Below are 24,521 nucleotides of genomic sequence, written 5' to 3' on the forward strand. Positions count from 1 at the left end.
CATCAGACTGGAGACAGCCTGTGCTCCGCACAGTGCGCCTTCACCCGCTAGAGCGAGCGGGCGATCATCAGCTTCATGATCTCGTTGGTGCCGCCGTAGATTTTCTGGATGCGGCTGTCGCGGTACATCCGGGCGATCGGGTATTCGAGCATATAGCCATAGCCGCCATGCAGCTGCAGGCATTCGTCGACGATGCGGCATTGTGCCTCGCTCACCCAGTATTTCGCCATGGACGCGGTCGCGGCATCGAGCCGCCCCTGCAGATGCCGCACGATGCAATGCTCGACAAAGGCCTTGGCTACGGTTGCCTCGGTCTTGCATTCGGCGAGCTTGAACTGGGTGTTCTGGAACTCTCCGATCGGCTTGCCGAACGCGGTGCGGTCCCGGGTATAGGCGATGGTTTCCGCAAGCGCGCGGTCGATGGTACCCAGGCCCTGGATCGCGATCAGCAGGCGCTCCTGCGGCAACTTTTCCATCAGCTGGTAGAAGCCCTGCCCCTCGCGCCCACCCAGCAGATTGGCGGCTGGCACGGCGACGTTATCGAAGAACAGCTCGGATGTATCGGCCGCTTCGAGCCCCAGCTTGTCCAGATTGCGACCGCGCCGGAAGCCCTCGACCCGGTCTGTTTCCACCACCAGCAGCGAGATGCCCCCTGCCCTTGCGCCCGGATCCGTCTTGCAGACCACGACGATCAGATTGGCGGTCTGCCCGCTGCTGATGAAGGTCTTCTGGCCATTGAGAATGTAATGGTCGCCTTGCCGGATCGCGGTGGTCGTGATGCCTTGCAGGTCCGATCCCGCGCCCGGCTCGGTCATCGCGATCGCGGTCAACAGGTCGCCTGAAACCAGCCCGGGCAGCCAGCGCCGCTTCTGTTCGGCTGTCGCGTAATCGATCAGATAGGGCGCGACCATCGCGTTGTGCAGCGGCAGCGCAAAGGCATCGAGACCGTGGAGATAGATTTCATAGGCCAGCAGCGCCTCGTAGCGAAAATCGGCACCCAGCCCGCCATGGTCCGGATCGACCGACAGGCCGAGCAGGCCGGCGTCGGCAGCCGCGCTCCAGAAGCTGCGCGGTATGACCCCTGCCTTGCGCCACTCTTCCATTGCGGCCGAAGGAGCATGGCGCGCCAGGAACCGGCGGACCGTTGCCCGCATCTGTTCGAGTTCGCCATCCAGCTCCGAGAAATCCATACTCCCTCCCGCCCATTAGGTAGATTGACGATCCTATGAATATTTTTACCTGTCGTCAAACGCTCTCGATCGCGGGGAAATCATCATCAATGCGGGTCACCAAGCCCCTTGCTGGCCGGTAATTTTCATTGCTCGCCTGCCGCGAACATGTCACCAAGCCGAATAGACACCGGTGAACTGGGGATTTTGCAGCGTGGACGCATATATCAAGGGTTGGGAAGCGGCAGATCAGGAGCGTGCGCAATCGCGGGCGCGGCAGCGCGATCTGAAGCTGCAGACCCTTGTCCGGCTGGCCTCGGTGATGCTCAACAAATCGGGCTATGAAGGGCTGTCGCTCGCCGAGATCGCCAATGTCCTCGGCATCACCAAGCAGGCGCTCTATTATTACACCAAGAGCAAGGAAGACCTGCTGTTCAAATGCTATACCCGCGCGCTCGATCTGGCCGAACAGGCCTATGACCATAGCGATGCCCAGGGCGGCACCGGGTTCGACAAGATCGCCAGCTTCGTTCGTTTTCACCTTAACCCCGATGCCGAACCCTATGCCATTCTCGACAATCTGGGTGCGCTGAACGAAGAGCACCGCCAGGCGATCAGCGGCCGCGCCAAGGCGCTGGAACAACGGATGCGCGGGTTCATCCGCGAAGGTGTGGAAGACGGCAGCATCAACCCGATCGATCCGAAATTCGCCGAATTCTGGATCCTCGGCTCGCTGTCGTGGATGCCCAAATGGTTCAAGCCCGACGGCGCGGTGTCGGCCACCGAAGTCGCCGATTCCTTCATCCAGCTCATCGGCGACGGGCTGCGCCCCCGCTAGAACGTCAGCACACCGATCCGGCGGCCCGCATCGCGACTATCGCGCCCTTCTCATAGCCAAGTTCGGTGAGGATCGCTTCGGTCGAGGCTTCATCCGCCATCATGGGCTCGGGCAGGCGCGCGGGCGTCGCACCGATGCGCGGCGACGGCGCCGGTTGCAGCCCCTCCACCCCTCCAAACACGCCCCGTGCTCGGTTGTGTGGATGGTGTGCCGCCTCTTCCAGCGACAGTACGGGCGTGACACAGGCATCGCTGCCATCGAACAGCGCGCACCATTCGTCGCGCGTGCGGCCGATCAGCACTTCGGCCAGACGCTGCTTCTGCGCCGGCCAGTCCGATCGGTGGTGCTGCCGGGCAAAGAGCGGATCGTCTGCAAGCCCCGTGCGCTCGAGCAGTTGCGCATAGAATTGCGGTTCGACCGCCCCCACCGCGAGATACTTGCCATCGCGCGTTTCATAGGTGTCGTAAAAGGGCGCACCGCCATCGATCAGGTTGGACTCGCGGCGGTTCGACCACTGGCCCTGCGCGAAGAGCGAATAGATCATCGTCATCAGTGTGGCGCTGCCGTCTACCATCGCGCAATCGACGATCTGCCCCCTGCCCGTTCGCGCTGCCGCATGCAGCGCGGCCAGCAGGCCGAAGGCGAGCATCAGGCCACCCCCGCCGAAATCGCCGATCAGATTGAGCGGGGGGACCGGGCGCGCGCCGCGCCGACCGATCGCATGCAGTGCGCCCGACAGCGCGACATAATTGATGTCGTGTCCCGCCCTGGAGGCCAAAGGCCCGTCCTGGCCCCATCCGGTCATGCGGCCATAGACCAGACGCGGGTTGTCGCGCATCAGCGCGTCCGGTCCCAGGCCAATCCGCTCCATCACGCCGGGGCGGAAGCCTTCGATCAGCGCATCGCTCCGGCGGCACAGCGCTTTTGCAACGTCCAGGCCATCGGGCGACTTGAGATCGATGGCGATGCTGCGGCGCGAGCGGAGCAGGAAATCGCGCTCGTCCGACCCCGCCATGGCGGTCTGACCGGGACGGCTGATGCGGATCACCTCCGCGCCATGGTCCGCCAGCATCATCGCGCAGAAGGGCGCTGGGCCGATCCCGGCGAATTCGACAACGCGAAGCCCCTGCAATGCCCCGGTCACGCACGCAATCCCGGATCAACGCGTGCGGTCGAGCGCGGCGAAATAATCGTGAATTCCCTCACGCAACCCATCGGGAAGGCCGCTGGGGTCAACGGGAATCCCGTAGATGTTGCGCCAATGGCTGTGGCACAGCTGATGGATCGAAAAGGATTGCAGCATCGCCGTGCGGCGGCCGCAGGCATCCTGGCTCTGGTTGAGAGCCTCCTTGGCCATCTTAAGCGCGAAGCTCGATTTGAGCGCGATGCGTTCGGCGAGCAGCCCGGTCTGTTCGGCAAGGTCATCATCGGCGAACACCCGCGCCACCATGCCGATCGCGCGCGCCTCCTCGGCGCCCAGCCAGTCGGAGGTGAACAGCCAGTCCTTGGCGCGGCGAATGCCCAGTTCGAATGGGTGCATGAAGAATTCCGATCCGCACATGCCAAAGGCGAGCACCGGGTCCTGAAACTTCGTGCTCTCGCCCGCGACGATCAGGTCGCACACCCAGGCGAGCATCAGGCCGCCAGCGATGCACTTGCCCTGCACCTGCGCGATCGTCGGCTTGGGAAGTGCGCGCCAGCGTTCGCAAAAGCCGAGATAGATTTCCCATTCGCGCGCCATCATGCCTTCCTGGCCGGGGGCGCCGAAATCGGCCCAGAGCCCGACCAGCGGGAAATCCTCGGGCCGCTTGCCCGAATCCCCCTTCAGATCATGCCCGGACGAGAAGGTGTCGCCCGCCGCGTCGACGATGATGACCCGCACGTCCCGGTCCTGCGCGGCGCGGCGGAACGCATCATCAAGCGCATAGAGCATCGCCACGTCCTGCGCATTCTTGCGCTCCGGGCGATTGAGCGTGATGCGGACCACCCCGTTTGCAGGCGCGCCATATCGGACGGGATCGGTACCCTCGCTCATCGCGGATCAGGCCGGCAGCGGCCGCTGGACAAGCTCCAGCACATTGCCATCGGGATCACGGAAGCACACGAAGAATGGCGCCCTGGTCCCATCGGGCAGCGTCCGATAGACCGGGTCGGACAGAAAGCTCACCCCCATCTCGCGCAGCGCCGCGACATCGGCTTCGAAATCGGTGGTGGACAGCGCGATCCGGACCATGCCCGGGTCGGTCAGCGTCAGCGGAGATGGCTCCTGGTTGCGCGGGCGGATCCATTCGAGCAGATCGAGCCGGGTCGCGCCATGATCCGATCCCAGGCGGAGCAGCGCGCCCTTGACCCAATGGTCGCCCACCGCCAGCCCTTCGCTCACCATCGGATTGCCCGCTTCGGGAAAGGGCATCTCCACCACGAAGCCGAGCTTCTGGTAGAAGGCAAGCGACACGTCGAAATCGCGGCAGTTGATGTTGATATGGTACATGCTGGTAATGTGCATGGGTCAGGATCCTTTCGCGTGCGCACCGTTCAGCCCGCCCGCAAAGGCGAAGCGCATGACGGCGCAGACTTCCTCAAAGGCGATGCGCGCCTGGAGGATCTGGGGAAACATCGAGAAGAAGCCGTGGATCTGCCCGGCATGGTGGCGGTGCGTGACCGGCACGCCTTCACTCCGCAGGCGCGCGACATAGGCAATGCCCTCGTCGCGCAGCGGGTCGAGCCCGGCGGTGATGACATAGGCGGGGGCAACGCCCGCAAGCGTTTCAGCCCTTAGCGGCGAGGCGCGGCGCGGCGGACGATCGTCGCCGAAATACATGCGCGAGCCGAAGCGGATGTCGCGCTTGGCCAGCATGTAACGAAATTCGTTGATCGACGGGGTCTCCGCCTCATGGTCGAGCAGCGGCTCGGCGAGCACCTGCATCAGCGGCTGGCGCACCCCAGCCTCGCGCGCCTCTAGACAAACCGAAGCTGCCAGGGTCGCGCCCGAGCTTTCGCCGTGCAGGATGATCCGCTGCGGATCACCGCCCCATTGGCCAGCATGCTGGGTCAGCCAGCGATAGACGGCCAAAGCATCGTCATAGGCAGCCGGGAACGGGTGCTCGGGCGGCACGCGGTGCAATGGCACGACCACCAGACACCCCACCTGCATCGCCATCGCGGTTGGTGGCGGCCCCAGATGATCGAGCGAGGTCGCTACGAACGTCCCGCCCAAATAATGGACGATGATGGGCAGATTGCCTTTCGAATCCCACGGACGGAAAATCCGGCACTCGATGTCGCCGCCGGGTCCGGGGATCACTCGGCGCTCGTCGACACAGCCTTCGGGGACGGGCGCTGCCATCAGCGGCCCGTTGCGGTTGTAAAGCGCACGGATGTCCTCGAGGTTCAGCTCCGAATAGTCGCCGAACTGTGCCGCCAGCATGTCCAGGATCGGGCGAACCTCCGGATCGACATAGTGACTGTCAAACACCCATCTCTCCCCCCATTCGGCGCGGCTCCGCGCTTGATTGCCAATCGGTAAAACGTAGATTGCCGATCGTCAAACAAAATCGAATGCTGGGGGTTATATCCCGGCAGATGCGTTACCGGCCAAGCCCGATCGCTGCACGCGCAGGCCTTGCTGTCGTCAGAGAAAATATCCTGCGTACCGCGCGCGCAACTGCTTCTTGTCGATCTTGCCGGTGGCCGTCAGCGGGACCTCCGCAATCTCGATCGCGTCGGGCAACCACCAGCGCGCGACGCTCTGCTGCAGCCGATCCATCACTGCCTTGCGGTCTATCTCCGCCCCATCGTGCGGCTCGATAACGAGGAGCGGCCGCTCGTCCCATTTGGGATGGGCCAGTCCCACGACTGCAGCGACCTTGACACCCGGCGCCCCGGCAGCGGCATTTTCCAGATCGATCGAGCTGATCCATTCGCCGCCGGACTTGATGACATCCTTGGCGCGGTCGGTGATCCGCATGAATCCATCCTGGTCGAGCGTGGCGACATCGCCGGTGTCGAACCAGCCGTCGGCATCGACCGCCGACAGGTCCGTCCCGAAATAGCGCTCGACCACCCACGGCCCGCGCACCAGCAGCGCGCCCGACGTTTCACCGTCGGGCGGTACAGCATTCCCGCAGTCATCGACGATCTTCAGGTCGATACCGAACTGCAACCGGCCCTGGCGCGTCCAGATGGTCTCCCACATCGCATCCTCGCCCCGTTCGGCAAGCTGCGGTGTCGGTGTCGCCACCACGCCGAGCGGGCAGGTTTCGGTCATGCCCCAGATTTGCAGCACATCGACCTGATGCTTGTGGCGAAAGGCCTGGGCCATCGACACGGGAACTGCAGAGCCACCGATGACCACGCGCTTCAGGCTGGTGGGGCTTTGCTGCGTCCGATCGAGCCAGTCGAGATAGGCGGTCCAGATCGTGGGCACACCGCCAGTAAAGGTGACATGTTCGCCCGCGATCAGCTCGTGCAGCGAGGCCGGGTCCATCTTCTCGGCAGGCAGCACGAAGCTCGCCCCCGCCATCGCCGCCACGAACGGCAATCCCCAGGCGGTGGCGTGATAGAGCGACGAACAGGGCATCACGACATCGAATGCACTGAGCCCGAAGGCTGAGGGCAGACCTGCGGCCATGGCGTGGAGCACGATCGCGCGATGGCTGTAAAGCACGCCCTTGGGATCGCCAGTGGTGCCCGAAGTATAGCAGAGGATGGCCCCGGCATTTTCGTCGAACTGCGGCCAGGCCAGATCGTCGGAAGCGCTGGCGATCACTGCCTCATAATGCAGCCCCGACGCGTTCGAGGAAAGCGCGACGAAATGCTCCACTCGGGGCAGACGGTCGCGGATATTCGCAACCAGACTCTCAAAGCTGCTGTCATAGAACAGGACGCGGCTTGCGGCATGGTTGATGGTATAGACCAGCTGGTCGACATGCAGCCTGGGATTGGCGGTATGCAGCACCGCCCCGATGCCCGGCACCGCGAAGAACAGCTCCATGTGACGATGCGTGTTCCAGGCGAGCGAAGAAACGCGATCGCCCGAGGCTATTCCCATCGCCTGAAGCGCCCGGGCCATCTGCCGGGCGCGGCGCACCATGGCGGCGTAATCATAGCGCCACAAAGGTTCGTCGGGCAGCCTCGAGATGATCGGACGCGCCCCGTGCGCGCGTTCGGCATGCTCGGCGATCGAAGCGACCATCAGCGGCCTTGGCTGCATCAAACCTGGAATCAACTCTCGCGCCTTTCTGAATGTTTCCGTGCCGATAGCGTGTTCGAACGGCTCCGTGAGCAAGTGGCATGTGTACAGCCTGGGTCAGGATACGGCTGCACGCGGCCTTTCCGGTCATGCCGGCCTATGGGCATCCGTCCCGACAGCTCAGAGGCTAGGGATTGCGCTTGACGACTGTCAAGCCGAATTTACCCAGCGCCCTGCAATAAAGGATCGGCCGTTCAAGTCGCGTTTCGGCGCTGCTGTTTTTCCAGAATCGCACGCTCGGCCTCGTCCAGCGCGGCGGTATCCGCCAGCACCGCGCCGCGCTGCCCCATCGGCCTGTCGGGGCCTACCGTGGAGTCGCGAAAGGTCTGCCGCTCGGTCTCGGCATTGATTTCCGCGCCGATCAGCACCGCATAGGCAGACAGGAACAGCCACATCAGGAAAATGACGATCGCGGCGAGCGAGCCATAGGTAGCGTTGTAATCGCTGAGATTGGCGGCATAGAATCCGAAGCCCAGCGTGATGGCCAGCCAAAGCACCGTCGATGCCACCGACCCCAGCGACAGCCAGCGCCATTTGGCGGCGCGCCGGTCGGGCGCATAGCGAAAGAAGATGGCGAAGGTGGCGCTGACCAGCAACGCGGCAACCGCCCAGGTCAGCACCTGGATCAGCAACAATGCTCCGCCCCCCAGAAACGGAGCCAGAAAGTTGCGAATATAGCCGAACAGCGAAATGGCGATCAGCCCGATCACGGCGACGGCCGCCATGCCCAGGGTGATGAGCACGGCGACGCCTGTAGTGCGCAGGAACCCCCTGGTTTCGTGCTCCTCGTAGATGATGTTGAGCGCCCCCATGATCGCGGTCGCTGCGCGCATCGCGCCATAGGTCGACAGGAGCAGCGCCAGCACCAGCCCCAGCCCCTGCCGGGTCGCGCTGGTGGTCACGATCTGGATCAACTGTTCGCGCAGGATGACGAGCACTTCGGGTGGTACGACATCGACCAGCAGGTCGAGGCTCGCGGCGACGGTCGAGGGATCTGCGATCAGGCCATAAAGCAGCACCACCACCGCGATCAGCGGGACGAAAGCGAGAAAGGCGAAGAACGCAACGCCTGCAGCGAGCAGCGAAAGATTGTGCACGCCGTTCATCAGATAGACGCGCTTGAGGATGGCGAACCAGGCGCTGCGCGGCATCTGCAACGGGGAATCCGACAGTGCACCAGGTACCTGCTGCGCCATCTCCGTCACGCCATCGCCTGACTGTTCCGCTGCTCTCGCACTGTCGACCGGGGTGGATGCCATCGTCAGTCAGCGGTCAATTCGGCAGGTGCTGCGACAGACTGCGACCGGTCCAATTCGGCAGCGGCCTGTTCAGCCTCGCGCGCCGCAGCGAGCTGCGCCTTGGTCTCTGCCTCGATCTTGCGTGCCTTTGCGCTCAAGTCGCGCGATTGCTGCTCGAATTTCTCGTCGAAACTCGGCTCGCGCTGACAGGCCGAGACCAGCGCCAGGCTTGCCACTGCTGCAAGGGTGAGGCGGACGCGCATCAATAGTCCTTCCGATACTGCACATTGACGTTCGAGCCGCCGAAACTGCCAACCTGGCTGAGCACCGACAAGGCCTTGCTCAGGCTGATCTCTATCTGCGTCGCGGTAAAGCCGCGCGTGTCGGTGATGATTTCGACATAGACGTCGTTCGAGATATACTGGCCGACGGCAAGCGAGGTGCCGCGGCCCGTCTCCTCATCCGCACCCAGAATGCGCAACCGGTCGATGCCCGACGCCGACTGCAGCACGCCCAGCGGATTGAGCCCACCGCTGCCGCCACGCAGGCTGTTCAGCGACGCCGCCAGCTGCACGGCCTGGATAGGGGTGAGCTCGCCGATCGAATTGCCGAACAGGATGCGCGCCATCACCTCGTCCTGCGGCAGCGAGGGGGTCGAGGAGAAGGCGATGTCCGGGTTCTCCCCGGTACCTGACACGACGATGTTCACCGTCACGTCGCCCGCCTCGCCGCTCGCGCGCAGGTTGAGCTCGGGATTGGTCGCGCTGCCACCATTGAAGCGCAGCCGCCCCTCTTCCAGGTCGAACGAACGACCGGCAAAACCGAGCGTGCCGCGCACCAGATCGATCCCGCCGGTGATACGCGGATTGCCCGTGGTGCCGGTGATCCGGATATCCGCCGCCCATTCGGAATCGAGGCCCATGCCCGAGACATAGATCTGGTTGTCGGCGACCACCTTCACATCGAGCTTCCAGTTGCTGGGCACGCCTGAGATCGGTTCGGGATCGCCCGTGATCCGCGCGCGACCGAGCGCCGGCTTGCGCCGTACACCGGTGAGCTTGGCGACCCGCGCCGAGCCCTGGCGGACGATGCGATAGCGCGTTTCGGGCAGGCTGATCGTGCCCGAGATGACCGCGCCCTGCGCAGCGCTGTTGACGATGCGGAGCTGGCCGGTGGCGGTCGCCGCAAGATCATTGCCCTGCGCGAGGCGCGCCTTGTCGAGGTCGAGCGCCAGCTGGACAGGGAAGCCCTGGGCCGAGCTTAGCGAGACAAAGCCCTCGCCGCGGATCGTGCCTTCGCCGGCGCGCGCGGTGAGTTCCTCGACCTGCAGCCGGTCGCCGGTAAAGCTGCCGCGTAGCCGCATGTTGGTGAGCCGCGTGCCATATTGCTCGTTCTCATAGGTCAGGCTGTTCGCCCGCACGATACCGCGCAGCTGCGGCTGCTGAACCCGTCCGGTGAAATCGGCGGCAACCCCGATCGCCCCGGTCAGGCTCTGGTCGGGCAAGGCCGCGAGCGAGAAGAGCGTATCGGCAGGGCCGTTGTAACGCAGGCCTCCGCTCAACGGCGCAGCGAGCAGCCGCGTCGTCCAGCTGCCAGCGCCGGGCGGAAGCGGGTTCAGGCTGACCTGCATCCGCCCGATGATCGCGCCACGTCTGCGGATAATCGCATTGGCCGAGCCGCCATCGGGCTGCAAGCGCCCGACGACGCTCATGTCCACCGGCTGTGAAACCGATGCCAGGCTGGTGCGGGTAAAGTCCTCGATCCGCAGGCGTGCGTCCGCCGAGGGGAAGCTCGTCGCGCTCGCCTGCGCGAAATCGAGGCTGCCCGATGCTGTGCCGCCCAGACCGAGCCCTGGCATGATCGGGTTGATCAGCGCAAGATCGACATCGCTCAGCCGCGCCTCGACATTCATGCCCGCGCCATAGCTGCCGGCGAGCTGGATGGTGCCGCGCGAAAGGTCGATCGTGGTCGGCATCAGCCGATATTGCGCGTTCTGCGGGATGATCCGGGCGGGGCTGCGCGTCTTGAAATCGATGCCATTGGCGCGCCCATCAAGCGCGATCCGCCACAATTCGGGCTGCAATGCGGCGTTGGCAGCGACGCGGAACGGAAAGCCGTTGCGCCCTTCGGCCATGACCCGCGCGCTTCCCCGGCCATCGCGATAGTCCAGCTTGGCGCGTGCGGCGACGATTTGCAGCTGGTTCATCCGCGCACCGGCTATCTGGACATCGGCAACGACCTGCGGCGTCTCGGCCAGAACCATGTCGGCCGCGATGATCGCGCGGCCGATAGTCAGCCCTGCCGGCCCCGGCAGCCGTGCGTCACGGGCATTGAGCGCCAGCACCGCGCGCTGATAGGCACCAGCGGCAGACAGGCTGACATTGCCCGCAACGCCCGCGCCATCGGCAGCCAGGTCGCCTGCAAAGGGTCCGGCGGCGGTCTGGCGCACACGCCCGGTGATCCCGATATCGGCAAAGCGGGTCCCAGGATTGACCGCGATCTCGAGCGGGCCTCGGCTGGTGAAGATGTCGACATCGGCAGTGAACGGACCGTAATCGGTGTCGCCCGATCCCTCGACCGCATAGCTCTCGCCATTGCCGCGCAGGGTCGCGACGACATTCGACATGCCGACGCCGAGGCCGGGCCGTGCCGCCCTGACGGTCGCGACCGGACGCGTCACCGTGCCGGTCACCGCGACGGTGAGCGGCCCATATTGGTTGGAGCTGCCGCTGGCATTAAAGCGGATCTGGCCGTCGGCGCTGTAGGACCCGCTGCCCTGCGACAGGCGGAAGGCGGGCGCTGCCACGGTCAGACGCGTCACGCGGCCGATGCCGTCGCTGCCATAGCTGACATTGGCGTTGATCAGCGCGTTGCCGCCGAGAAACTCACGCAGGCCATCGTTGAAAATCTGGCTCGACCGCGCGCGGACGGTGCCCGCGAGACGGAAGCCGCCATTGCCCGTCGTCTCGAGGTCGATATCGGTCGCGACATTGAAAACGCCGACGCTCTCGACCCGATAGCCGTCGACGCGGCCGTTCAACGCACCGGTGTACAGCCCGGTATTCAGATCGGCGAGGAGCACCGCGATCGCGTCGATCCGGCTCGAGCGGATGCGCATATTGTCCGACATCAGCCGGGCGTTCGAATAGGCGAGATCGCCGTCGAGCCGGACATTCTCGAGCAGTCCGCCCGCCGCAGCGTTCAGCCCTGCGATCCGGCTCGCACGCGCGCTGACAGGGATGATCCAGGCATCGCGGTCAAGCCGCGCTGCACCGCTGGCGCGCAATCCGAGGATCGCCATGTCGTTGAAGCCTAGCCTTGATGCGTTGACCTCATAAGCGATGGTCGGCGAAGCAAATGCGCCGTCGAGCGTGAGATTGGCCACGATACCCGCACCATTCAGGTTCTCTGCAATGGTGCCCGGGCGCAACAGGCGGAAGCCTATCGCCAGATCGCGCATCCGGCTTTCACCGAGATCAATCAGGCCCTTGGCGTCCAGCGCGAAATTCTCGTTTCCGATCCGTGCGGCAAGATCGAACCGGCGCTCGTCGGCAGTGGTCGTGATGTCGATCGCGGTCTCGGGTGCCAGCAGCGTTCCGGGCTGGCTCCTGAGCAGCAAGGCCGGGCGCATTGTGCCGCGCGCAGCGAAGGTGCCGTTGCGGGCGGTCAGCGCGATATCACCGAGCGACTGGTCGCCCAGCGAGCCCCTGAGCGCGCCGTTCCAGGCCTTCCAGTCGCCCTTGCCGCTGAGATCGACCCGCATCGGCTGGGAGATGCCGGTCAGACCCGCAATCAGGCCCTCAGCCGGCGCATCGAGGCGGAAGGTCAGGTCGAGCGTGTTGGTTTCAGGCACCGCGCGCAGATCGATCGCCGCGCTTTCGCCGCCCGCAAATCCCACGCCGCCGGTGGTGGCCGCGCGCGCGCTGACCACGGCGGTGCGGTCGGCGATATGCACCTTGCCGTTCAGCGATGCGCGGTGTCGCCGGCCCGTTACCGGCGCGTCGATATCGATCCGGCGAAGCTGCAGATTGGCGATATCAATGTCGAGATCGGGCAGCAGCGGCTCGTTGGTCGGCGGGGTTTCCTTGAACGCAGGCAGTCGCCGCAGACGCATCTGCGGCACGATCAGCGAGCGGATATCGACATGGCTGCCGATAAAGGCAAACGGCCGCCAGTCGACCGCGACCAAAGGCGAGGATGCGAACACGCCCTTGGGATCGCGCAGGGTCAGCTCGCGAATGCGCATTTCGCCATAGAGCGACCCTTCGATCGCGCCGATGCCGATGCTCATCCCGTTCTCGAACTCCATGCCTTCGATTTGCCTGGCGACGAAGCGCTTGCCGCTGCTGCTGTCCAGCCAGACATAGGCGATGGCGAGCAGCGCCACGATCGTGCCGATCAGCACCGCAAGGCCGATGGCGATCCGGCGCGGCCAGGATGCGCGCGCCGGGCGCGTCACAGCCTGCTCCTCGGCGGGGATGGCGACGCTGTCTTCGGTTCCGGCCATCAGAAGGCCTGCCCGATCGAGATATAGATCGCAACGCGCGATTCCCCCGGGCGGCGGCCCAGCGGCGTGGCGACATCGAGCCGCATCGGGCCGAAATTGGTATAGAAGCGCCCGCCAATGCCGACGCCATAGCGCAGGTCGTCAAAGCCGGGCGTCGAGCGGGTCGAGACTTGGCCCGCATCGATGAAACCGACGATCCCGTAATTGCCGAAGCGATAGCGGACTTCCGCCGCGGCCTCGACCAGGCTGCGTCCGCCGATGGGGCGGTTGTCGGGGTCCTTGGGCCCCAGCTCCTGATAGCCGAAGCCGCGCACCGAACCGCCTCCGCCAGCATAGAAGCGCCGCGACGGGGCTATGTCCGCGCGATCCGCGCCATAGATCGAACCGACGCGTGCGCGCCCGGCGATGACGATATTGTCGCCGACCGGATAATAGCCGGTCGCCTCGAACAGCCCGCGGCCATAAAATTGCGTGCCGCTGCCCAGCGATGCTTCAGGCGATATCTGGGCCGACAGGCGGAAGCCGCTGGTCGGGTCGAGCAGGTCGTTCGAGCGGTCCCAGGTGATCTGCCCGGGCAATGCCGCGACATAATAGGTTCGGCGGTCGCGCTGGCCGGTGGTGAAATTGAAATCCTGCTCGTTGGTGCCGAGCAGTTCGAAGCCATAGCTGTAGGTCACCGGCTTCTGCCAGATCGGCGTGCTGTAATAGGATACACGGCCGGCCAGACGCCCGGTAAAGGCCTCATAGGCGGCAAAGTCGCTGCGCAGCGCGGACAGGCTCAATTCGACCGCGCGGTCGCGTCGGCCCGCATTGGAACGGCGAAAGGTGACCGATGCGCCTTGTTCCTGCGTGCCCCCGGTGGCGCTGACGATCAGCGCGCCTTCGGGCGGAAACAGGTTACGATGCGTCCAGCTGCCCTGCGCGCGGATGCCCTGGCCGGTGCCGTAACCGGCATTGGCCGCCAGCGTACGCGCCGGACCTGCCTCCTGATCGACGGCGAGATCGGCATATTGCGTGCCGCCGGGCGCCTCGACGCCGGTCGGCTGCGGTTGCACCGCCACGGTCGAGTAGAGCCCGGTCGCGACCAGCGCCTTGCGCAGATCATCGACCAGGCGGCTGTCATACAGGTCGCCCTTATCGAACCGTGCCAGCTTGCTGATATGATCCGCATCGAACACGGTCGACCCGCGCGTCACGATGTCGCCGAAGCTGCTGCGCGGCCCCGGCGTCACGGGAAGCGTGTAATCGCCGGTCTCGGTTTCGGGATCGAGAAGCACGTCGCGCTGGCCGACCTGCGCGAACGGGTAGCCAGCCTGGGGCAGCGCCACGGCAATGTTCGCCTCGGCCGCAAGCACCCGCTCGGCATCGATCGGCTGGCCCGGCTTGGGCACAAAATTGCGCGCGATAAGGTCCTCCGGCTCGACTGGCGGAGCGTCGAAGGTGATCGAGCCAAAGCGGTAACAGGGCCCCGGCGAAGCGGTGAGCACGACCACCAGCGGCCCGGTTCCGGCCTCGGGAAATTCGATCGCGCCGTTGACCGTTGCGTCGTGAAAGCATTCGCCGATCAGCAGGTCGGCCAGAAGCTGCTGGTCCTCCAGCATCCGCGCAGAGACCATCGCCCCGTTGCTCGCCTTGCCATCCCCGTCGTCGAGCGCCGAAAGTTCCTCGAACCTGGACCGGATCGCCCCAGCGCCATCGGGGCTGGGATCGGAACCCGCAGCCGCTGCCCCGAGCGAATCCAGCCCTTCGATACGATAGCTGTAGCGTACCGTCTTCGACACGCTGTCGTCCGCCTCGGTATACCGGCTTTCGTCGAAGGGCTCGACGTCGAAGCTCTCGATCGGGCCCAGCGGGGCATCGATCTCGGGTTCGTCGGACAGGCGCGGCAGCATCGGATCGGTGGACAGCGATGGATCGCGCGCGGGCCGCGCCTGCGCTTCAAGCTCAGTCTGTTCGGCATCCCAATCCTCGACCGTGCCCAGCGGGGCATCCGGATCGATTGCAGGGATGGTGGCATCGAACTCCTCGTCGTCGATGATCGCAGGCTCAGCGGGACTGGGAGCCGGTTGCGCTGGGATACTCTGATCCGCCGGCTGCATGGCCTGGGCGGCAGGGCTGGCACATAAGGCGGGCAGAACAACGCAGCAGAACGAGCGAAGGCGCAAAGACATCGAAAATCCTGGTTTCCAGGGCGCCTGGCTGAACGTCCCCCGGCCCACTACGCGCCATCCAGCCAATTGGTTCACGCACATGGGTTAGAATGATGGGCTCAAGCGGCCGAAGCGCTGGGTCGCCTGCATCAAGCCCCGTTTAGGATCGCATCTCGGGTTGAACAGTACTGCAATCGGCCCGACGAAATTCCTTGCGTTACGATGCCGGGACCCGAAGGACAGAGGCATGACGACATCCATTGCATCGCCAGCCCTGCGCAGCATCTCGCTCGATCGGGTCGGTTACGATGACACGCCCGCAGACCGCGTCGACCGCAGCGTACCGGTCGAAGCGCCAATCGCGATCGAATATAACGGTATCGGCTATGCGGTGATGATGGGCACGCCGACCGATCTTGCAGACTTCGTCATGGGCTTCACGCTCAGCGAAGGCCTCGCGCAAGCCGACGAACTGGCCGCGCCGCAGATCGTGCCCGTGGAGGGAGGATGGGTCGCGAGGCTCAATCTGCCGCCGGGTTCGCTGCCGCGTATCCTGGAGCGTGCGCGCAGCCGCGTTTCGGAAAGCGGGTGCGGCATCTGCGGTATCGACAGCATCGCAGCTGCCCTTGCACCGCTGCCAAAGGTCGTCGCTCGGATCGAGGTTGCGCGCAAAGCTATAGCCCATGCGCTGAACGCGCTCAGCGATCGCCAGCTGCTCGGCAAGGAAACCGGGGCCACCCATGCCGCAGCCTTTTGTTCGCCCACCGGCGAGATACTGGCGGTGCGCGAGGATGTCGGACGGCACAACGCGCTCGACAAGCTGGTTGGAACGCTCGCCCGGACAGGCGTGTCACCAGCGACAGGCTTTGTCGTGCTATCGGCCCGGTGCAGCCAGGAACTGGTCGAGAAATGCGTGAGGGCGGGCTTTCCCTTGCTGATCACGATCAGCGCGCCGACCAGCCTGGCGATCGACCGCGCGCGCGAAGCCGGACTCGCGCTCGGCGTGCTGGCGCGCCACGACACGATGCTGATCGCGAACGACCCGCATAAGCTGATTGTGTGAGCGAGGGCGCTGGGGACACGCGCCAACAGGGATCGAATGGCAGCGCTGCGGGTAGGACCGGGATATGTCCGTTTCCACCATTCCCGAATGGCAGCAGCTCGCACTTTATGCAGTCGGAGCAGCACTGGCGCTGGTCGTGCTGTTCAATATCCCGTTCCTGGGGCGGATCTTCCGCAGCCTGTTCTCGGTCGCGATCCTGGCGTTCATGGTCTTCGTGCTGCTGCAACAGGCCCCTTATGACCCGATCTTGTCGCGCTGGACCGAGCGTCTGGGGCTGAGCACACAACAGGTCGTCGGTAACGAGGTACGGATCAGGCTGGCATCCGACGGACATTTCTGGGCGCGCGTGGAGATCAACGGCACCGAGCAGCGCATGATGATCGACAGCGGGGCCACGATCACGGCGCTGTCGGCAGAGACGGCGCGGCAAGCAGGTGTCGGCAAAGAGCTGGCCATCGCGCCAGTGATGCTGCGGACCGCCAACGGGGTGTTGCGGGCCGACACCGGAACTGTCGAGCGGCTGCAGATCGAGGGCATCGAGGCGCGCAACCTCAAGGTCGTCATATCCCCCGCGTTCGGCGGAACCAGCGTGCTGGGGATGAACTTTCTGTCGCAACTCGCATCCTGGCGGGTGGAGAAGGACACGCTCGTCCTCGTCCCTGCCGAAGCACAATGAACGACCCGAGCCGGGTTTTGCACTCTCGGATTCAGTCTTGCGCGAGGATGCGTACCGGGACCGCCTTGCTGGCTGGCGTCTTCGACGCCTGATCATGGTGCGAAAGCGCGATCAGCGTATTGAGTTCGGGATAATAGCCGGCGATCGTGCCTGACGGCAGGTTGAAGGCGATGATTTCCAGCCCGCCAATCCGGCGGTCGATGCCATCATCCGCATCGCCCACCAACGTGATGCGCTGACCGGGTCCCAGACCGGCGGCGGCGATGTCCGCAGGCGACATCAGCACGACATCGCGCTTGCCTTCGATGCCACGCAGCCGGTCACTATAGCCATAGATGGTGGTGTTGAACTGGTCGTTCGATCGCAAGGTCACCAGCCGGTAGCGGCCATGACCATCGGGAATGTTGGTCGCCGCGAGCATGCCGGGCGCGGTGAACTGCGCCTTGCCGCTATCGGTCTTCCACACCCGCTCGCGTGCACTGTTACCGCGATAGAAGCCGCCTGGCTCGAACATGCGGGCGTTCATGTCATGAAACTCGTCGGGATAGGTCTGGGCGATCAGATCGCGCACCAGGCTGTAATCGCCGGTCCAGTCATCCCATCGAACGTTCGGATTGGGCGCCAGGCTATGCTTGGCCATGCCGGCCACGATCGCCAGCTCTGACTTGAGATGCGGACTGGCGGGCGTGCGGTGGCCGAGCGAGCCATGAATATGGCTGAAGCTGTCCTCGATCGTGACGGTCTGCGGCCCGGTCGCCTGGCTGTCTTCTTCGCTCCGCCCCAGGCACGGCAGCAGGAACGACACGCGACCGTTGAACAGATGGCTACGGTTGAGCTTGGTTGCGATCTGCACCGTCAGCTGCAGCTCTTCCCATTGCTGTTCGACGCGGGCCTGGTCGGGGACGGCGCGCAGGTAATTGCCGCCGAGCCCGACGAAAGCCCGGGCGCTGCCATCGAGCACTGCCTCGCAAACCTCCACCGTGGTCATGCCGGTGTCCCGCGGCGGATCGAAGCCGAACATCTCTGCCAGCCTGTCGAGCGGGACCAGTTCGGGCTTTTCCGATATACCGACCGTGCGTTGCCCCTGAACGTTGGAATGGCCGCGCACCGGGCATATTCCCGCGCCTGGCCTGCCGATATTTCCCCGCATCAGCAGCAGGTTGAGCAGCATCGCGATATTCTCGAAGCCGTGGACGTGCTGGGTCAGGCCCATGCCGTACACGCCGATCACGCGTTCTGATGAGACATAGACCTCGCCTGCCCTTTCCAGATCGGCGCGGCTGAGCCCCGATTCACGCTCGATATCCTTCCAGTATGTCGCATCGGCCTTGTCGCGGAACGCCTCGAAGCCGGTGCAATGGTCGGCGACAAAGGCCCGGTCGATCAGCGTCCCGCCGCGCAGTGCGTCCTGCTCGAACACATATTTGCACAGTCCCATGATAGCCGCGATGTCGCCGCCTGCGCGCACCTGCAGATACTGGCAGCTCAATTCGGTATCGCTGCCCGTCAGCATCTGCGCGGGACTTTGCGGATTGGTGAAACTGAGCAGACCCTTTTCGCGGATCGGGTTGAACGTGACGATCCTGCAGCCGCGCTGCGCCGCCTTCTGCAACGGATGTAGAAAGCGCTGGCTGTTGGTCCCGGTATTCTGACCAAAGAAGAACAGCGCATCGCAATGTTCGAAATCGTCGAGCGTGCAGGTGCCCACCGGAGAGCCGATCAGCTTTTTCAGCGTCACCGATGTGGTCTCATGGCACATGTTCGAACTGTCGGGCAAATTGTTATGGCCATAAAGCCGCGCGAACAGCGCGTAGAGATAGGATGTCTCCAGGCTGGCGCGGCCCGACGCGTAGAACACCGCCTTTTTCGGATCGATCGCCTTCAGCAGGGCACCGATCTCGGCAAAGGCCTCGTCCCACTCGCAGGCGACATAACGGTCGGTCGCAGCGTCATAGCGCATCGGGTGCGTCAGTCGCCCGACGCTCTCGAGCGCATGGTCGGTCCATCCGCGCAATTCGGTGACGCTGTGGCTGGCAAAGAAATCGGGCGTGCAGCGATGCGTGGTCAGCTCCCAGAGTGTCGCCTTTGCACCGTTTTCGCAGAATTCAAAGGCGTGCGGGTGCTTGGGCTTGCCCCATGCGCAGCTGGTGCACATGAACCCGCCGGGCTTGTTCTGCGTCCGCAACGTGGCCAGCGCGCCCGGCGAGGGTTTCTCCCGCGCCACCATTTCGGCCATTCCACGAACCGACCCCCAGCCACCTGCAGGTCCGGAATAGCTGGTGGTTCCAGCATCCCTGTCATCGCCGCGTTCGTCCGCCATCTGGGCTCCAATGCTGTTTTCACACCCAGATAAGCCATGGCAGCCATCGGAGTTCCCTGCCTCGGGAAATGTCAGCGCATGGGCGTAAGACCGCGCGTTGCACGCGGACACGTCAGGCCGGGCTGGAAGCCTTCATGCGATAGAAGATGCCGCTTTCGTCCTGACCGGTCAGCTCCAGCACGCCGCTGACCACGATCATCTTGGTCTCGTTTGTCGGAAACGGAATATCGGCATAAACCTCGATGAACTGGTTGGGGACTGCATGGAAGTGGAAGGGACAACCTGGAGGATAGGCGAGCAGCACGAAATGCTTCTGGCGACCACCGGTTTCAAGCGGCTTCATCCAGCCTGCGACCTTGATCCTCTTGCCTGCCAGCGCCCTGACCGCCGGAGTGAACAGGGGCTTGGAATAGAGATAGCCGTCCTTGCCGGTGCGGGTCTGTTCCTTGGTTGCCTCCAGCACGGCCCAGGACACGCCGCCCTTGGGCGTTGCGGCGGGCTTCCAGACATCCTCTACCGGTGCCTTCTTGCCCTGCTGCATCGCGGCCTGGCCTGCGGTCTGCGGTAAGGCGATGAGGCTCAATATGGCAAGAGCGAGAAGGGGCAGGCGCATGTCGTCTTCCTCAGCTGTAGCGGGCAAGCGTGGTGGCAAGGTCGACCCGGAAGATCCGGATCGCGGGGATCAGGGCGGCGACGAGGCCGATGGCGAGCGCGGCAACCAGAATGCCGCCCTCGCCGGGCAGGAAGCGCATTGCGGACAGCCCCAGTTCGTCGAGCGTCAGGAAGCTCGCGCTAGCCAGCGCGATCAGGCCGTGCGCCACGGCAATGCCGCCCAGCGCACCGATCGCGGCGATCAGCAGGCCCTCGATCAGGATCGTGCCGAACACGGTGGAAGGCCGCGCCCCCATGACGCGCAGCAGCGCCAGATCGCCCTCTCGCGCACGCGTCGCATTCCACAGCGCCACGAACAGGCTGAGCCCCGCAGACAGCGCCAGCAGCCAGCCGAACAGCCGCGCACCTTCGATGATCGATCCGAACAGCCCCAGCAGCCGTGCCGCCTCGGCGGCGGGGCCGCAGCCTGAAGCGCGCTCTGGCGGTTGATCTGGCTGGGCAGCCGCATCGCAGCCGAAGCGTTGCGATAGCGCACCAGCAATGCGGTAATCTCCGGCTCCATGCCCGGCATGGCGGCATCTTCATGATGCTCGTCATGTTGAGCGGAATCGGCATCGTGATCGTGATCGTGCCAGGCATGCTCCTCATCGTGATCATGCCCGGCCTCGTCATGATCAACATGCTCGATGCCATGCACGTCCCACACCGATTCGACCGAGGTCAGGATCAGCCGGTCCAGCACCGTGCCGCTCGGGGCGAGGATCCCGACGGTCTCGAATGGCGCATGGTCGTGCCCCTGCCCGTCTGCCTCGCCTGTCTCCAGCCCGTGGCTGCCGATGAACTTCTGCCCCAGCTTCGCGCCGGTGCGCCGGGCCACCTCTGCGCCGAGCACCGCCTCGGCCGGACGGGCAAAACTGCGTCCCTGGGCCATGGTTGCGCCGTAGAGTGGCAGCAATCGGTCGTCGCTGCCGACGATCCGGAAGCCCTGGAAATTGTCGCCCAGCGCGAGAGGGACGACTTCGGCGACACCAGGATCGGCGCGCAGGCGCTCGAGTTCGCCAAGCGGGATGTTTCCGGTCGGAACATCGATATGATAAACGCTGGAAAGCACCAGCTGCAGCGGCGAGCCCTTGGCTCCGACGACCAGATCGATCCCGCGCGCGTCGCGCTCGAATCGCTCGCCGGCCTGCTCGGCAAATTGCAGCAGCAGCACCAGCGTCGCGACCGCAATTCCGAGCAGCAGCGCGTTGAGCGCCACGCCGAGCGGCCTGTCGCGCATATAGGCAAGCGCCAGGCGGATCATGCCGCAGGCTCTGCCGCCAAGGCCGTGATATGCCGCACCGAGGCGACATGATCGCGCAAGCGGTCGTCATGCGTGACGATCAGCAGACTGGCTCCGGCCTCGGCTGCGCATTCGCGCAGCAGCGCGGCCACCTTTTCCATATTGGCATGATCGAGCGCGGACGTCGGTTCGTCCGCAATGATCAGATCGGGCCGACCGATCAGCGCGCGTGCGATCGCGGCACGCTGCGCCTCGCCCTGGCTCAGCTCGCGCGGGTGGGCATGGGCGCGATGCGCCAGACCCAGCCGCTCGATCAGCATCGGCACACGCTCGGTTTCGGTCGCGTGCCCGCTGAGCCGCTGAGCCAGCCGCAGATTGGAGCTAAGATCGAGTGCCGAGACGAGCTTCAGCGTCTGGAAGACCAGTCCGATGCGTCGGCGGCGCAGGTCGTCACGCTGGCTGGGGCCGATGCCGGTCATGCTTTCGCCAGCGATGGAGATCGTCCCCGCATCCGGGCTCAGCAAGCCGCAGATAAGATTGACCAGGGTCGACTTTCCGCTGCCCGAGGCGCCGATCAGCAGGCTCTGTTCGCCTGCCGCCATGTCGAAGCTGAAATCATCGAGTATCTGTCGCCCTCCGTAACGGAAGGCGAGATTGCGGATCGTGAGGCTCATGATCGCAGCGGTGCCGTCAATCCTTGGTCGCCGTGAATCGCTGTGACTGCGCGGCGGCAGCGTCCGCCGACACGGGGGTGAAGCCCTGTTGCGACGAGGCCGAGCGGGACGCATCGGCGCTCGCCTGCTCCTTCTGATCGCTGGACGATGAGCTCTGCGCCTGCTGTTGCGGCTTGGCCTGCGATGCCTGCTGATCGGCGGGGACATTCCAGGCCGCGTGCTGGGCGAAGGGGTTGATCCGGGTGTAGCCGCCAAATCCCTCCATGTCGCAGGCTGCTGCTGGCGATGCTGTCGCCAGAATTCCACCAAGACCGACCAATGCTGCTGCCGCAAACCGCATGTGAACACCCCTTCGCTGAAGAAGGGTGGATGTTACAACATATCTGCAACGATTGGCAAAGGCTTTGTGCGTCCAACGCCTGGCCTGGCGGCGGCCCTAACCGTGCACCAGCAACCTGGGATGCCGCGCCAGCCAGTTGGCGATGTGCGCAAATGCCAGCGAAAGGCTGCCGATGCTGCTGATCACGATTTCCTGGCGCTCGGTGACAGGCAAAACCAGCGCAGCCATGAGCAGCGAGAGGCCGCAGAGCCCCAGCAGCAAAATGCCGTGACGTCGCTGCCACGCTGCCCGGATCAATATCCACAAGCTGACAGGGCCGGCCAGCAGCACGATCCACAGGTGCAGGTCGAAGGGCAGTTCCAAGCTCTGGCTGAGCGCGGGGGCCGAGGCAAGCAGCAAAGGCAGCACCAGGCAATGCGCCAGGCACAGCAGCGACGCGGTGATAGCGGCCCCTTCCGCCACATCCGCCGCCTTTGGCGCGTGGCTGGGCGTTACCCTTCGGCTTTCGGACATGAGCACATTTCTCCACTTGTGCAGCTCGGCTTCCCCCTATAATAATATAACGTATCATAACAACCCCGGAAAGGTCCCCGATGCCCCTCGCCTCTTCGATCCGCAAACTGCCTGTCACGGTGCTGTCGGGTTTCCTGGGGGCGGGAAAGACGACCTTGCTCAACCATATCCTTGCCAATGTCGAAGGTCTGCGCGTCGCGGTGATCGTCAACGACATGTCCGAGGTCAATATCGACGCCGCACTGGTGCGCGGCGGCGAGGCGGCGCTGTCGCGCGCCAGCGAAGAGCTGGTCGAGATGACCAATGGCTGCATCTGCTGCACGCTGCGCGACGATCTGCTGAAAGAGGTGCGCGCGCTGGCTGAAGCCGGGCGTTTCGACTATCTGGTCATCGAAAGCACGGGCATTTCGGAGCCGCTGCCGGTCGCGGCGACCTTCAGCTTCCGCGACGAGGCGGGCGCATGCCTGGGCGATGTCGCCACGCTCGACACGATGGTCACCGTGGTCGATGCGGTCAATCTGCTCAAGGACTATGCCAGCCACGAATTCCTCGCCGATCGCGGCGAATCGCTGGGCGAGGACGACACGCGCAGCCTGGTCGGCCTGCTGGTCGAGCAGATCGAATTTGCCGACGTGATCATCATCAACAAGGCATCGGACGTCAGCGCGGAACATCTCGCCACGGTGACCAAGCTCTGCGCCTCGCTCAACGCCGACGCGCGGATCATCACCGCCGATCGATCGAAGGTCGCGCTCGATCAGATTTTGGGCACCGGGCTGTTCGACGACGATCGCGCCGCCGAGCACCCGCTCTGGGCCAAGGAACTTTACGGCTATGCCAGCCATCGGCCCGAGAGCGAAGAATATGGCATCGAAAGCTTCGTCTATCGCGCGCGCCAGCCGTTCGCGCCGCAGGCCTTTTACGACTTCCTGACCGGCGACGGACTTGAAGCCGTGGTCCGCGCAAAGGGCTTTTTCTGGCTGGCGACGCGTCCGGCCTGGGTGGGCGAGCTGGCTGTGGCCGGATCGCAGACGATGACCGCGCGGCTCGGTCGGTGGTGGGCTTCGGTCCCCAAAAATCAGTGGCCGCACGACAATCAGTTCGAGGATTTCGTCGCGCACAACTGGGACAGACTCTGGGGTGATCGGCGGCAAGAGCTTGTGTTTATCGGCATCGACATTGACGACGCACGGCTGCGGGCAGCGCTCGACGCGTGCCTGGTCGACGCCGATGGCTATACTCCCGAGAGCTGGCAGACCCTGCCCGATCCATTTCCCGAATGGGGCGAGCATGCCCGCATCCTGGAGAGTGCCTGAGCCATGGCAGCCCTGAACCTTCTCGAGTCCCGCGCGCTTGCCCACCAGCGCTGGGACGCGATCCACCACCCCCAAACCCGGATCGTGATCGACAAGGATGCGGTGCTGCTGCCGCGGGGCGATATCGAGCCGCTGCTGGATATCGCCCCCTTCGGCTACCGCGCGGCCGGAAAGCCCGACGCACTGCTGGCCGACCTGCCAGCGCTGCCCGACAGTATCGCACGGTCCATCACGGACCTTGCCCGCCGCTTCGCATCACTGATGCAGTGCGAGACGGTTCGCGTCCGGCTGGAGGGCATTACCGGCAATGCCTGTCGCAAGGTGCATGCGGATTACACCGATCTCAGGCTCATCTGCACCCTGGCGGGGCCGGGTACCGACTATACGCTCGAAGACGATCCCGACGGACCGCTGCAGCGCATTCCGGCGGGGTCCGTCGCCCTGTTCAAGGGGCATGAGTTCGGCGCGGGCCACCAGCCGTGCCTCCACCGCTCGCCGCCGATCGAGGACAGCGGGGAACGCAGGCTCGTGCTGGTCATCGACACCCCGGCGCGCCACGACGCGGGCTGATA

At 64.7% G+C, this 24,521-nt stretch carries 22 protein-coding genes; 5 read left to right on the forward strand and 17 right to left on the reverse strand.

Annotation, left to right across the window (positions count from 1 at the left end):
• Window positions 1-47 precede the first annotated feature (47 nt).
• A complete protein-coding gene (locus tag OPU69_RS11765) occupies window positions 48-1,190 on the reverse strand; it encodes an acyl-CoA dehydrogenase family protein (RefSeq protein WP_498511236.1) in 1,143 nt (380 codons plus the stop codon).
• A 193-nt stretch (window positions 1,191-1,383) separates the two neighbouring features.
• Between OPU69_RS11765 and OPU69_RS11770 the strand changes: the two genes are divergently transcribed.
• On the forward strand, window positions 1,384-2,007 hold the full coding sequence (locus OPU69_RS11770) for a TetR/AcrR family transcriptional regulator (RefSeq protein WP_060978328.1): 624 nt from the start codon (window positions 1,384-1,386) through the stop codon (window positions 2,005-2,007).
• 4 nt (window positions 2,008-2,011) lie between these two features.
• Here the strand turns inward: OPU69_RS11770 and OPU69_RS11775 are convergent, their stop codons facing one another.
• The 9 genes from OPU69_RS11775 to OPU69_RS11815 form a co-directional block, all read right to left on the reverse strand.
• On the reverse strand, window positions 2,012-3,151 hold the full coding sequence (locus OPU69_RS11775; RefSeq protein ID WP_060978327.1) for a CaiB/BaiF CoA transferase family protein: 1,140 nt from the start codon (window positions 3,149-3,151) through the stop codon (window positions 2,012-2,014).
• 15 nt (window positions 3,152-3,166) lie between these two features.
• Window positions 3,167-4,042 carry an enoyl-CoA hydratase gene (locus tag OPU69_RS11780; protein ID WP_498511239.1) on the reverse strand — a complete coding sequence of 292 codons (876 nt, stop codon included), beginning with the start codon at window positions 4,040-4,042 and terminating at the stop codon, window positions 3,167-3,169.
• Between the two features lie 6 nt (window positions 4,043-4,048).
• Window positions 4,049-4,513, reverse strand: a complete 465-nt coding sequence (locus OPU69_RS11785) for a VOC family protein (protein WP_066215504.1) — start codon at window positions 4,511-4,513, stop codon at window positions 4,049-4,051.
• A gap of 3 nt (window positions 4,514-4,516) precedes the next feature.
• Window positions 4,517-5,482: an alpha/beta hydrolase gene (locus tag OPU69_RS11790; protein ID WP_498511241.1), complete on the reverse strand. Its 966-nt coding sequence runs from the start codon at window positions 5,480-5,482 to the stop codon at window positions 4,517-4,519.
• Between the two features lie 156 nt (window positions 5,483-5,638).
• Entirely contained in the window at window positions 5,639-7,219 is a 1,581-nt protein-coding gene (locus tag OPU69_RS11795; protein ID WP_498511243.1) for a long-chain fatty acid--CoA ligase, read from the reverse strand.
• Window positions 7,220-7,452: 233 nt separating this feature from the next.
• Complete coding sequence (locus tag OPU69_RS11800; protein WP_498511245.1) at window positions 7,453-8,517, reverse strand: YihY/virulence factor BrkB family protein; 1,065 nt, start codon at window positions 8,515-8,517, stop codon at window positions 7,453-7,455.
• 2 nt (window positions 8,518-8,519) lie between these two features.
• Entirely contained in the window at window positions 8,520-8,759 is a 240-nt protein-coding gene (locus tag OPU69_RS11805) for a hypothetical protein (RefSeq protein WP_498511246.1), read from the reverse strand.
• A complete protein-coding gene (locus OPU69_RS11810) occupies window positions 8,759-13,003 on the reverse strand; it encodes a translocation/assembly module TamB domain-containing protein (RefSeq protein ID WP_498511248.1) in 4,245 nt (1,414 codons plus the stop codon). The genes OPU69_RS11805 and OPU69_RS11810 overlap by 1 nt, the downstream gene beginning before the upstream one ends.
• Complete coding sequence (locus OPU69_RS11815) at window positions 13,003-15,102, reverse strand: autotransporter assembly complex protein TamA (RefSeq protein WP_498511250.1); 2,100 nt, start codon at window positions 15,100-15,102, stop codon at window positions 13,003-13,005. Before OPU69_RS11815 ends, OPU69_RS11810 begins: the two co-directional genes overlap by 1 nt.
• Window positions 15,103-15,400: 298 nt before the next feature.
• Between OPU69_RS11815 and fdhD the strand changes: the two genes are divergently transcribed.
• Both fdhD and OPU69_RS11825 read left to right on the forward strand, forming a co-directional pair.
• Entirely contained in the window at window positions 15,401-16,216 is an 816-nt protein-coding gene (fdhD, locus tag OPU69_RS11820) for a formate dehydrogenase accessory sulfurtransferase FdhD (RefSeq protein ID WP_498511252.1), read from the forward strand.
• Between the two features lie 64 nt (window positions 16,217-16,280).
• Window positions 16,281-16,892, forward strand: a complete 612-nt coding sequence (locus OPU69_RS11825; protein WP_060978318.1) for a retropepsin-like aspartic protease family protein — start codon at window positions 16,281-16,283, stop codon at window positions 16,890-16,892.
• 31 nt (window positions 16,893-16,923) lie between these two features.
• Here the strand turns inward: OPU69_RS11825 and OPU69_RS11830 are convergent, their stop codons facing one another.
• The 7 genes from OPU69_RS11830 to OPU69_RS11860 all read right to left on the reverse strand — a co-directional run bounded on the left by OPU69_RS11830 (window position 16,924) and on the right by OPU69_RS11860 (window position 22,582).
• Complete coding sequence (locus tag OPU69_RS11830) at window positions 16,924-19,212, reverse strand: FdhF/YdeP family oxidoreductase (protein ID WP_498511255.1); 2,289 nt, start codon at window positions 19,210-19,212, stop codon at window positions 16,924-16,926.
• 112 nt (window positions 19,213-19,324) lie between these two features.
• Window positions 19,325-19,825, reverse strand: coding sequence for a DUF3299 domain-containing protein (locus tag OPU69_RS11835; RefSeq protein ID WP_060978316.1), 501 nt, complete (start codon window positions 19,823-19,825; stop codon window positions 19,325-19,327).
• 10 nt (window positions 19,826-19,835) lie between these two features.
• Window positions 19,836-20,177, reverse strand: coding sequence for an FtsX-like permease family protein (locus tag OPU69_RS11840; protein ID WP_498511257.1), 342 nt, complete (start codon window positions 20,175-20,177; stop codon window positions 19,836-19,838).
• The gene (locus OPU69_RS11845; RefSeq protein WP_498511259.1) at window positions 20,081-21,127 is read right to left on the reverse strand and encodes an ABC transporter permease; all 1,047 of its coding nucleotides are present in this window, start codon (window positions 21,125-21,127) and stop codon (window positions 20,081-20,083) included. The genes OPU69_RS11840 and OPU69_RS11845 overlap by 97 nt, the downstream gene beginning before the upstream one ends.
• The gene (locus OPU69_RS11850) at window positions 21,124-21,780 is read right to left on the reverse strand and encodes an ABC transporter ATP-binding protein (protein WP_060978314.1); all 657 of its coding nucleotides are present in this window, start codon (window positions 21,778-21,780) and stop codon (window positions 21,124-21,126) included. Before OPU69_RS11850 ends, OPU69_RS11845 begins: the two co-directional genes overlap by 4 nt.
• A 16-nt stretch (window positions 21,781-21,796) precedes the next feature.
• On the reverse strand, window positions 21,797-22,120 hold the full coding sequence (locus OPU69_RS11855) for a hypothetical protein (RefSeq protein WP_498511261.1): 324 nt from the start codon (window positions 22,118-22,120) through the stop codon (window positions 21,797-21,799).
• A gap of 96 nt (window positions 22,121-22,216) precedes the next feature.
• Complete coding sequence (locus tag OPU69_RS11860) at window positions 22,217-22,582, reverse strand: MerC domain-containing protein (RefSeq protein ID WP_060978312.1); 366 nt, start codon at window positions 22,580-22,582, stop codon at window positions 22,217-22,219.
• Between the two features lie 131 nt (window positions 22,583-22,713).
• Between OPU69_RS11860 and OPU69_RS11865 the strand changes: the two genes are divergently transcribed.
• Entirely contained in the window at window positions 22,714-23,949 is a 1,236-nt protein-coding gene (locus tag OPU69_RS11865) for a GTP-binding protein (protein WP_498511264.1), read from the forward strand.
• Between the two features lie 3 nt (window positions 23,950-23,952).
• Window positions 23,953-24,519, forward strand: a complete 567-nt coding sequence (locus OPU69_RS11870; RefSeq protein ID WP_498511266.1) for a DUF1826 domain-containing protein — start codon at window positions 23,953-23,955, stop codon at window positions 24,517-24,519.
• Window positions 24,520-24,521: the final 2 nt, after the last annotated feature.

This window comes from Blastomonas sp. 34TW (assembly GCF_059803595.1).

Excerpts from the sequence above, each read along its gene's own strand:
- OPU69_RS11805 (WP_498511246.1), bottom strand. The coding sequence starts at position 8,759 with ATGCGCGTCCGCCTCACCCTTGCAGCAGTGGCAAGCCTGGCGCTGGTC.
- OPU69_RS11795 (WP_498511243.1), bottom strand. The coding sequence starts at position 7,219 with ATGCAGCCAAGGCCGCTGATGGTCGCTTCGATCGCCGAGCATGCCGAA.
- OPU69_RS11870 (WP_498511266.1), top strand. The coding sequence starts at position 23,953 with ATGGCAGCCCTGAACCTTCTCGAGTCCCGCGCGCTTGCCCACCAGCGC.
- OPU69_RS11850 (WP_060978314.1), bottom strand. The coding sequence starts at position 21,780 with ATGAGCCTCACGATCCGCAATCTCGCCTTCCGTTACGGAGGGCGACAG.
- OPU69_RS11830 (WP_498511255.1), bottom strand. The coding sequence starts at position 19,212 with ATGGCGGACGAACGCGGCGATGACAGGGATGCTGGAACCACCAGCTAT.
- OPU69_RS11780 (WP_498511239.1), bottom strand. The coding sequence starts at position 4,042 with ATGAGCGAGGGTACCGATCCCGTCCGATATGGCGCGCCTGCAAACGGG.
- fdhD (WP_498511252.1), top strand. The coding sequence starts at position 15,401 with ATGACGACATCCATTGCATCGCCAGCCCTGCGCAGCATCTCGCTCGAT.
- OPU69_RS11800 (WP_498511245.1), bottom strand. The coding sequence starts at position 8,517 with ATGGCATCCACCCCGGTCGACAGTGCGAGAGCAGCGGAACAGTCAGGC.
- OPU69_RS11835 (WP_060978316.1), bottom strand. The coding sequence starts at position 19,825 with ATGCGCCTGCCCCTTCTCGCTCTTGCCATATTGAGCCTCATCGCCTTA.
- OPU69_RS11825 (WP_060978318.1), top strand. The coding sequence starts at position 16,281 with ATGTCCGTTTCCACCATTCCCGAATGGCAGCAGCTCGCACTTTATGCA.
- OPU69_RS11785 (WP_066215504.1), bottom strand. The coding sequence starts at position 4,513 with ATGCACATTACCAGCATGTACCATATCAACATCAACTGCCGCGATTTC.
- OPU69_RS11810 (WP_498511248.1), bottom strand. The coding sequence starts at position 13,003 with ATGGCCGGAACCGAAGACAGCGTCGCCATCCCCGCCGAGGAGCAGGCT.
- OPU69_RS11765 (WP_498511236.1), bottom strand. The coding sequence starts at position 1,190 with ATGGATTTCTCGGAGCTGGATGGCGAACTCGAACAGATGCGGGCAACG.
- OPU69_RS11865 (WP_498511264.1), top strand. The coding sequence starts at position 22,714 with ATGCCCCTCGCCTCTTCGATCCGCAAACTGCCTGTCACGGTGCTGTCG.
- OPU69_RS11855 (WP_498511261.1), bottom strand. The coding sequence starts at position 22,120 with ATGCGGTTTGCGGCAGCAGCATTGGTCGGTCTTGGTGGAATTCTGGCG.
- OPU69_RS11815 (WP_498511250.1), bottom strand. The coding sequence starts at position 15,102 with ATGCAGCCGGCGGATCAGAGTATCCCAGCGCAACCGGCTCCCAGTCCC.
- OPU69_RS11845 (WP_498511259.1), bottom strand. The coding sequence starts at position 21,127 with ATGATCCGCCTGGCGCTTGCCTATATGCGCGACAGGCCGCTCGGCGTG.